10 protein-coding genes are annotated in these 8,670 nt (G+C 66.3%); all 10 read left to right on the top strand.

Annotated features, from left to right (window positions below; genetic code table 11):
• Nucleotides 1-675: NADH-quinone oxidoreductase subunit NuoE (nuoE, locus tag RMO04_RS19085; RefSeq protein WP_309646352.1), on the top strand; the 675-nt coding region annotated here is incomplete at its 5' end.
• Complete coding sequence (locus tag RMO04_RS19090) at nt 675-881, top strand: hypothetical protein (RefSeq protein ID WP_309646353.1); 207 nt, start codon at nt 675-677, stop codon at nt 879-881. The genes nuoE and RMO04_RS19090, both read left to right, overlap by 1 nt.
• Before the next feature lie 5 nt (nt 882-886).
• Complete coding sequence (gene nuoF / locus RMO04_RS19095; protein WP_309646354.1) at nt 887-2,203, top strand: NADH-quinone oxidoreductase subunit NuoF; 1,317 nt, start codon at nt 887-889, stop codon at nt 2,201-2,203.
• Between the two features lie 6 nt (nt 2,204-2,209).
• Complete coding sequence (gene nuoG / locus RMO04_RS19100) at nt 2,210-4,249, top strand: NADH-quinone oxidoreductase subunit NuoG (protein ID WP_309646355.1); 2,040 nt, start codon at nt 2,210-2,212, stop codon at nt 4,247-4,249.
• Nucleotides 4,250-4,252: 3 nt separating this feature from the next.
• Nucleotides 4,253-5,335 carry an NADH-quinone oxidoreductase subunit NuoH gene (gene nuoH / locus RMO04_RS19105; protein WP_309646356.1) on the top strand — a complete coding sequence of 361 codons (1,083 nt, stop codon included), beginning with the start codon at nt 4,253-4,255 and terminating at the stop codon, nt 5,333-5,335.
• Nucleotides 5,332-5,541 (top strand): hypothetical protein, encoded by a 210-nt coding sequence (locus RMO04_RS19110; protein ID WP_309646357.1) that lies wholly within the window; start codon nt 5,332-5,334, stop codon nt 5,539-5,541. Before nuoH ends, RMO04_RS19110 begins: the two co-directional genes overlap by 4 nt.
• A 7-nt stretch (nt 5,542-5,548) precedes the next feature.
• Entirely contained in the window at nt 5,549-6,040 is a 492-nt protein-coding gene (gene nuoI / locus RMO04_RS19115; protein ID WP_309646358.1) for an NADH-quinone oxidoreductase subunit NuoI, read from the top strand.
• A gap of 84 nt (nt 6,041-6,124) precedes the next feature.
• Nucleotides 6,125-6,733: an NADH-quinone oxidoreductase subunit J gene (locus tag RMO04_RS19120; RefSeq protein WP_309646359.1), complete on the top strand. Its 609-nt coding sequence runs from the start codon at nt 6,125-6,127 to the stop codon at nt 6,731-6,733.
• Complete coding sequence (gene nuoK / locus RMO04_RS19125; RefSeq protein WP_309646360.1) at nt 6,730-7,038, top strand: NADH-quinone oxidoreductase subunit NuoK; 309 nt, start codon at nt 6,730-6,732, stop codon at nt 7,036-7,038. The genes RMO04_RS19120 and nuoK overlap by 4 nt, the downstream gene beginning before the upstream one ends.
• Before the next feature lie 11 nt (nt 7,039-7,049).
• Nucleotides 7,050-8,670 (top strand): NADH-quinone oxidoreductase subunit L (nuoL, locus tag RMO04_RS19130; RefSeq protein WP_309646361.1); only part of this gene is annotated, 1,621 nt, incomplete at its 3' end.

Raw genomic sequence — 8,670 nt, forward strand, 5'->3', positions numbered from 1 at the left:
GTTCGCCGCCTCTCTCCGAACCAGCCGGCCAGCTTCGAGTTCTCGAAAGAGACCGCCAAGCAGGCTCAGTGGTGGATCGGCAAATACCCCGCCGGCCGGCAGCAGTCGGCGGTGATCCCGATCCTGTGGCTGATCCAGAAGCAGGAGGGCTGGGTTTCCGAGCCCGCCATCCGCGCCGTGGCCGCCCTGCTGGGCATGCCGCAGATCCGCGTCCTTGAGGTCGCGACCTTCTACACCATGTTCATGCTGGAGCAGGTGGGCACCCACGCCCTGGTCCAGGTGTGCGGAACGACGCCCTGCGCCCTGCGCGGCGCCAACGACCTGATGGCCCGCTGCAAGAAGCGCATTGGCCCCAAGGATCACCGCTCGGCGGACGGCAAGTTCTACTGGCAGGAAGTTGAGTGCCTGGGCGCCTGCTCGAACGCGCCGATGGCCGCGATCAACGACTACTACTACGAGGATCTGACGGTCGAGAGCCTGGACAAGTTGCTGGACGACTTCGCCGCCGGCAAGCCGCCCAGGCCCGGCTCGCTGATCGGTCGCCAGGGCTCTTCGCCCGAGGGCGGTCCGCTCGTGCTGACCGATCCGAAGCTCTACGACGGGTCGCTGGCCAAGCCGATCAAGTCGCTGCCCAACGCCGCGCCTGCGGGCAAGGCCAAGGCTCCGGCCACCTGATGGATCTCGAAGCCACCAAACGTAGGCTGAAGACCATGGTCGCGATCGACGCGGTCTGCGGCATCGTGGCCGCCGCGGCGGCCTACGGCGCCTTTGGCAAGGGTGTGGACTGGCTGATCGCGGTGTTTATCGCGGCCCTGCTGGTCGGCCTGGGCGCGCAAATCTGGTTCATCGCGGGGCTCCGTCCCGCGAAAAAGGGGGTCTAGGGGTCTTGGTCGGCATACTCGAAGACAAGGACCGCATCTTCACCAACCTCTACGGCGTCCACGACTGGGGCCTTGAGGGTGCGAAGACGCGCGGCTGCTGGAACGCGACCCGCGAGATGCTGAAGCAGACCCCGGAGTGGATCTGCGAGCAGATCAAGGAATCGGGCCTGCGCGGCCGCGGCGGCGGCGGGTTCCCCACCGGCCTGAAATGGACCTTCATGCCGAAGGCCGAGAGCGAGCGTCCCCACTTCCTGGTGGTCAACGCCGACGAGTCCGAGCCCGGCGCCTGCAAGGACCGCGAGATCATCCGCAACGATCCGCACCTGCTGATCGAAGGCTGCCTGGTGGCCAGCTACGCCATCCGCGCCCACACCGCCTATATCTACATCCGCGGCGAGTATGTGCATGAGCGCGAGCGCCTGGAAGCCGCGATCCGTCAAGCCTACGACGCCAAGCTGATCGGCAAGGGTAACGTCCACGGCTGGGACTTCGACCTGCACGTCACCCATGGCGCCGGGGCCTATATCTGCGGCGACGAGACCGCCCTGATGGAGAGCCTTGAGGGCAAGAAGGGCCAGCCGCGCCTGAAGCCGCCGTTCCCGGCCGGCGCTGGCATCTATGGCGCGCCGACCACCATCAACAATGTCGAGTCGATCGCTGTCGTGGGTTCGATCCTGCGCCGCGGGGCAGGGTGGTTCGCGGGCTTCGGACGGCCGAAGAACTCGGGCATCAAGCTGATGGCGGCCTCGGGCCACGTCAACAAGCCCTGCGTGGTCGAAGAGGCCATGTCGATCCCCATGCGCCAGCTCATCGACGACCATTTCGGCGGCGTGCGCGGCGGCTGGGGCAACCTCAAGGCCGTGATCCCCGGCGGCATCTCCATGCGGATGATCCCGGCCGAAGAGGCCGAGGAAGCGCTGATGGACTTCGACGACCTGGCGGCGCGCAAGTCGGGCCTGGGCACGGCGACCATGATCGTCATGGACAAGGACGCCGACCTGGTCCGCGCCATCGCGCGGGCCTCCTATTTCTACAAGCATGAGAGCTGCGGCCAGTGCACGCCCTGCCGCGAAGGCACCGGCTGGATGTGGCGGGTCATGGAGCGCATGGCCACCGGCGAAGCCGAGATGCGCGAGATCGACATGCTGCTCGACGTCGCCAGCCAGGTCGAAGGCCACACCATCTGCGGCCTGGGCGACGCGGCCGCCTGGCCGATCCAGGGCCTGTTCCGCCACTTCCGCCACGAGGTGGAGGAGCGAATCACCAACTACCGCATCGGCAAGCCCCATGTTCAGGGCGCGACCCTGGCGGCGGCGGAGTAACCCGGCATGCCCATAGCCAAGGTCAACGGCGTCGAGGTCGAGTTCGAACCCGGCATGACGGTTCTGCAGGTGGCGGAGCTGGCCGGCGAAGAGATCCCGCGCTTCTGCTACCACGAGCGCCTGAGCATCGCGGGCAACTGCCGCATGTGCCTGGTCGAGGTGAAGCCCGGCCCGCCCAAGCCCCAGGCCTCGTGCGCCCTGCCGGCCGCCGAGGGCCAGGAGATCATCACCAACTCGCCCATGGTCAAGAAGGCCAGGGAAGGGGTGATGGAGTTCCTGCTGATCAACCACCCCCTGGATTGCCCGATCTGCGACCAGGGCGGCGAGTGCGACCTGCAGGACCAGGCCATGGGCTATGGCCGCGACGACAGCCGCTATGGCGAGAACAAGCGCGCGGTCGAAGAGAAGTTCATGGGGCCGTTGATCAAGACGGTCATGACCCGCTGCATCCAGTGCACCCGCTGCGTCCGCTTCATCACCGAAGTGGCCGGCGTGCCGGAAATCGGCCTCATCTCTCGCGGCGAAGACGTTGAAATCACGACCTATCTCGACAAGTCGGTGACGTCCGAACTGTCGGCCAACGTGATCGACCTTTGCCCGGTGGGCGCGCTGACCTCCAAGCCCTACGCCTTCAACGCCCGGCCCTGGGAGCTGAAGAAGACCGAGAGCATCGACGTGATGGACGCCCTGGGTTCGGCGATCCGCGTCGACAGCCGGGGTCCGGCCGTGCTGCGCGTGCTGCCGCGCCTGAACGAGGACATCAACGAAGAGTGGATCAGCGACAAGACCCGCTACGCGGTCGACGGCCTGTCGCGCCAGCGTCTGGACCAGCCCTATGTCCGCAAGGGCGGCCGGTTGACGCCGGTGAGTTGGAACGAGGCGTTCGACCAGGTCGCCGCCAAGATCAAGGCCGCGACGCCTGATCGGATCGGCGTGATCGCCGGCGACGTGCAGGACGCGGAGTCCATGAAGGCCGCCAAGGACCTGTTCGGGTCGCTCGGCGTGACCAACCTCGACTGCCGGCAGGATGGCATGGCGCTGGGGGCCGGTCCGCGCGAGAGCTGGCTGCTGAACTCCACCATCGCCGGCATCGAGAACGCCGATGTGATCCTGCTGGTCGGCGCCAATCCGCGCCTGGAAGCGCCGGTGTTCAACGCCCGGCTGCGCAAGCGCTGGCTGGCGGGCGCCCTGCGGGTGGGCGTCATCGGCGAACAGGCCGACCTGACCTACGGCTATGACTATCTGGGCGCGGGTCCTGAGACCCTGGCGGGCCTCGCCAAATCCAAGAGCGATTTCGTCAAGGCGCTCAAGGACGCCAAGGCCCCGGCGATCATCGTGGGCGCGGGCGCCCTGGCCCGCGTAGACGGCGCCGCCGTGCTGGCCGCCGCGGCCGCCGCGGCCAAGACCTTCGTCCTGACCTGGAACGTGCTGCACACCGCCGCCGCCCGCGTCGGCGGTCTGGATCTGGGCTTCGTCCCGGGCGAGGGCGGCAAGACCGCCGCCCAGATGGCTGCCAAGGGCGCGCTGGACGTCCTCTTCCTCATGGGCGCCGACGAGATCGATGTGTCGGGCTCCGACGCCTTCACGGTCTATCTCGGCACCCACGGCGACGCGGGGGCCCATAAGGCCGACGTGATCCTGCCGGGCGCCGCCTATACCGAGAAGGACGGCCTCTACGTCAACACCGAGGGCCGGGTGCAGATGGGCTTCCGCGCCGTGTTCCCCAAGGGCGAGGCCCGCGAGGACTGGTCGGTGTTGCGCGCCCTGTCCGAGCGCCTGGGCGCCACCTTGCCCTATGACACCTTGGCCCAACTGCGCGCCAAGCTGTTCGAGGACCACCCGACCTTCGGCCAGATCGATTATGTGCCGGCCGCGCCGGCGGCGTTCGATCTGACGGGCCTGGGGACCAAGGGCGCGGCCTCTGACAAGCCCTTCGCCAGTTCGATCAAGGCCTTCCACCTGACCAACCCCATCGCCCGCGCCAGCGTGACGATGGCCGAATGCGCCGCCGTGGTTTCCGGCGCCGCCAAGATCGCGGCGGAGTAGGGCATGGATCCCACCACCAATTTCTGGGCCACCCCGGGCGGCTGGACCCTGATCACCGTCGCGCAGATCATGCTGGTGATCCTGCCGCTGCTGGTGGCGTTGGCCTTCTTCATGCTGGCCGACCGCAAGATCTGGGCGGGCGTGCAGATGCGCAAGGGCCCCAATGTGGTGGGCCCGTTCGGCCTGCTGCAGTCCTTCGCCGATCTGATCAAGTTCGTGCTGAAGGAACTGATCATCCCCGACGGGGCCGACAAGTTCGTCTTCCTGCTGGCGCCGGTCCTGACCTTCACCCTGGCCCTGGTGGGCTGGGCGGTGATCCCGTTCGCGCCGGGCTGGGTGGTCTCCGACATCAATGTCGGCATCCTCTACGTGCTGGCGATCTCGTCGCTCGGTGTCTACGGCATCATCATGGGCGGCTGGGCTTCGAACTCGAAGTATCCCTTCCTGGGCAGCCTGCGCTCGGCCGCGCAGATGGTGTCGTACGAGGTCTCGATCGGCTTCGTCATCATCACCGTCGTGCTGCTGGCCGGCACCATGAACCTGCAGACGATCGTCGAACAGCAGGCCGGCGGCTTCTGGAACTGGAACGTCCTGGGCGGCGACGGCCTGCGGGGCCTGCCCATCGCGCTCGTGATGATTCCGATGGCGGTGATCTTCTTCATCTCGGCCCTGGCCGAGACCAACCGGCCGCCCTTCGACCTGCCCGAGGCGGAGTCCGAACTCGTGGCCGGCTATCAGGTGGAATACTCCTCCTCGCCGTTCCTGCTGTTCATGATCGGCGAACTGATCAGCATCGTCCTGATGTGCGCGTTGATCTCGCTGCTGTTCTTCGGCGGCTGGCAGGCGCCCATCGACTTCGCCTTCGTCCACGACTGGCCGCCGACGGCGCAGAGCTTCTACGGCCTGATGTGGTTCGTGGTGAAGATCTGCTTCTTCTTCTTCCTGATCGCCATGGTGAAGGCGATCGTGCCTCGTTATCGCTACGACCAGCTCATGCGGCTGGGCTGGAAGGTGTTCCTGCCCATCTCGCTGGTGGCCGTGGCCCTGGTGGCGGCGTGGCGAGTGTTCGGGCCGGCAACGGCATGAAGACCCTGATGATCATGGCCGCGACCCTGGCGCTCAGCGCATGCGCCACCGGTTCGGTGGAGGCCAACTCCCCCGTGGGCGGCGTGGCCAGCTACGACTCGCTGAAACATGCCCGCGACGCCTGCGTGAAGCGGGGCGGGGAGATCGTCCAGCGGGCGCAAACCACGGGCAAGCGGCTCGCCGATTTCGAGTGCAAGGGAAAGTGACCGCCAGATGATGCAACGCATCTCACAGGCCATCAAAGGCGCGGCGCTGATGGACTTCCTCGGCGCCTTTGGCATGGCCATGCAGTACATGGCGAAGCCGAAGGCCACGGTGCAGTACCCCCATGAGCGCGGTCCGCAATCGCCACGGTTCCGGGGAGAGCATGTGTTGCGCCGCTATCCCAACGGGGAAGAGCGTTGCATCGCGTGCAAGCTGTGCGAGGCCATCTGCCCGGCCCAGGCCATCACCATCGAGGCCGAGCCACGCGACGACGGCAGCCGCCGCACGACCCGCTACGACATCGACATGGTGAAATGCATCTATTGCGGCCTGTGCCAGGAAGCCTGCCCGGTGGACGCCATCGTCGAGGGGCCGAACATCGAGTACGCCGTCGAGACGCGCGAGGAACTCTACTACGACAAGGAACGCCTGCTCGCGAACGGGGATCGTTGGGAGCGGCAGATCGCGAAGAACCTGGAACTGGACGCGCCCTACCGCTAAGCACGGGGCGCGATTCCGAGACGAAATCGAGCGCGTCGGCTTCGGCCGGACGACACTGAAACTGAGGGGCTGAAAAGAGCCGTCATGGCCTTGGCGATCGCATTTTATCTGCTGGCGGCGGTGACCGTGGGCTCTGGGTTCGCGGTGGTCTCATCGCGCAATCCGGTGCACTCGGTGCTGTTCCTCATCCTCAGCTTCTTCTCGGCGGCCGGGCTGTTCGTGACCCTGGGCGCGGAGTTCCTCGCCATGCTGCTGGTGGTCGTCTACGTCGGCGCCGTGGCGGTGTTGTTCCTGTTCGTCGTGATGATGCTGGACGTCGACTTCGCCGCCCTGCGTCAGGGCTTCGCCCGCTACATGCCGCTTGGCGGCCTGGTGGCCGGCATCCTTGCCATTGAGATGATCGTGGTGGCGACCTCGGTGGCGACCCAGGGCGCGAGCCTGAACGACGCTCCGAAAGTCCATACGGACGTCAGCAACGCCGAGACCATCGGGCGGGTGCTCTACACCGACTATGTCTACTTCTTCCAGGCCGCGGGGCTGGTGCTGCTGGTGGCCATGATCGGCGCCATCGTGCTCACCCTGCGCCACAAGCCCGGCGTGCGCCGCCAGGTGATCGCCGACCAGGTCGCGCGGACGCCGAAGTCCGGGATGCGCATCGTCGACATCAAGCCGGGGCAGGGGATCGACCTATGAGCATCGGCCTGACCCACTATCTCGCGGTCGCCGCGATCCTGTTCACCATCGGGGTGTTCGGCATCTTCGTGAACCGCAAGAACATCATCGTCATCCTGATGTCGATCGAGCTGATCCTGCTGGCGGTGAACATCAACCTCGTGGCTTTCTCGGTCTATCTGCACGACGTCACGGGGCAGATCTTCGCCATGTTCGTCCTGACCGTGGCCGCGGCCGAGGCCGCCGTGGGCCTGGCGATCCTCGTCACCTTCTTCCGCAACCGCGGCGACATCGCCGTGGACGACGTTTCGATGATGAAGGGCTGAGCGACCTTTCCATGACCCCTTCGACCCTCATCACCGCCGTGGTTTTCGCGCCCCTGGTGGGCGCGATCATCGCGGGCCTGTTCGGCCGCAGGATCGGCAACGTCGCCTCGCAATCGGTGACGACCGGCCTGCTGCTGCTTTCCGCCGTCCTGTCCTGGGTGATCTTCAGCCAGTGGACCTGGGGCGGGCTTGAGCCCTTCACCCTTGAGCTGTTGCCGTTCATCAATATCGGCGACTTCCAGTCCAACTGGTCGATCCGCCTCGATGGCCTCTCGGCGGTCATGCTGGTGGTCGTCACCAGCGTCGCCTCGCTGGTCCACGTCTATTCGTGGGGCTACATGGCCGAGGACGACTCCAAGCCCCGGTTCTTCGCCTATCTGTCGCTGTTCACCTTCGCCATGCTGGCCCTGGTGACCGCCGCCGACTTCATGCAGCTGTTCTTCGGCTGGGAAGGGGTGGGCCTGGCAAGTTACCTGCTGATCGGCTTCTGGTTCAAGAAGCCCACCGCCAACGCCGCCTCCATAAAGGCCTTCGTGGTCAATCGGGTGGGCGACTTCGGCTTCGCCCTGGGCATCATGACCGTCTACTGGATGTTCGGCTCGATCCAGTTCGCCGAGATCTTCCCGCGCGTTCCTGAGTTCGCCAACACCGCCTGGTGGTTCGCCGGATCCTACTGGCACGCCGTCGACCTCGCCTGCGCCCTGCTGTTCGTGGGCGCCATGGGCAAGTCGGCTCAGTTCTTCCTGCACACCTGGCTGCCGGACGCCATGGAAGGCCCGACCCCCGTCTCGGCCCTGATCCACGCGGCGACCATGGTCACCGCCGGCGTCTACATGGTCTGCCTGCTGTCGCCGATGTTCGAGTACGCGCCCTACGCCAAGCAAATCGTCACCCTGGTGGGCGCGGTCACGGCGCTGTTCGCGGCCACGGTCGGCCTGGCCCAGAACGACATCAAGCGGGTCATCGCCTATTCGACCTGCTCGCAGCTCGGCTACATGTTCTTCGCCGCCGGCGTCGGCGCCTATCAGGCGGCGATGTTCCACCTGTTCACCCACGCCTTCTTCAAGGCCCTGCTGTTCCTGGGCGCGGGCTCGGTCATCCACGGGATGCACCACGAGCAGGACATGCGGAAGATGGGCGGGCTGTGGAAGTACCTGCCGGTCACCTACGCGGTCATGACCATCGGGACGCTCGCCATCACCGGCTTCGGCATTCCCAGCCTGCACCTTGGCTTCGCTGGCTTCTATTCCAAGGACACCATCATCGAGGCGGCCTACGCGGCCGGCCAGGAGATGGGCGGGGTGGCCTATTTCGCCTTCGTCGTCAGCCTGTTCGCCGCCGGCCTGACCGCCTTCTATTCGTGGCGCCTGGCCTTCATGACCTTCCACGGCACGCCGAAGTGGCAGCATGCGCACGACGACCATGCGCATGGTCATGCCGACGACCACGCCAGCCACGCCCAGATCGAGACGCACGACGAGCCCCTGGCCGACGCGCATGACGATCACAGTCATGGCCACGACCACAAGCCGCATGAGAGCCCGTGGTCGATGCTGGTCCCGATCCTGCTGCTCGCGGTCGGCGCCCTGGCGGCCGGCTACTTCTTCGTCGACCACTTCGTGGGCGAGGGCT

Source organism: Phenylobacterium sp. (assembly GCF_031412415.1).
Classification (GTDB): Bacteria; Pseudomonadota; Alphaproteobacteria; order Caulobacterales; family Caulobacteraceae; genus Phenylobacterium.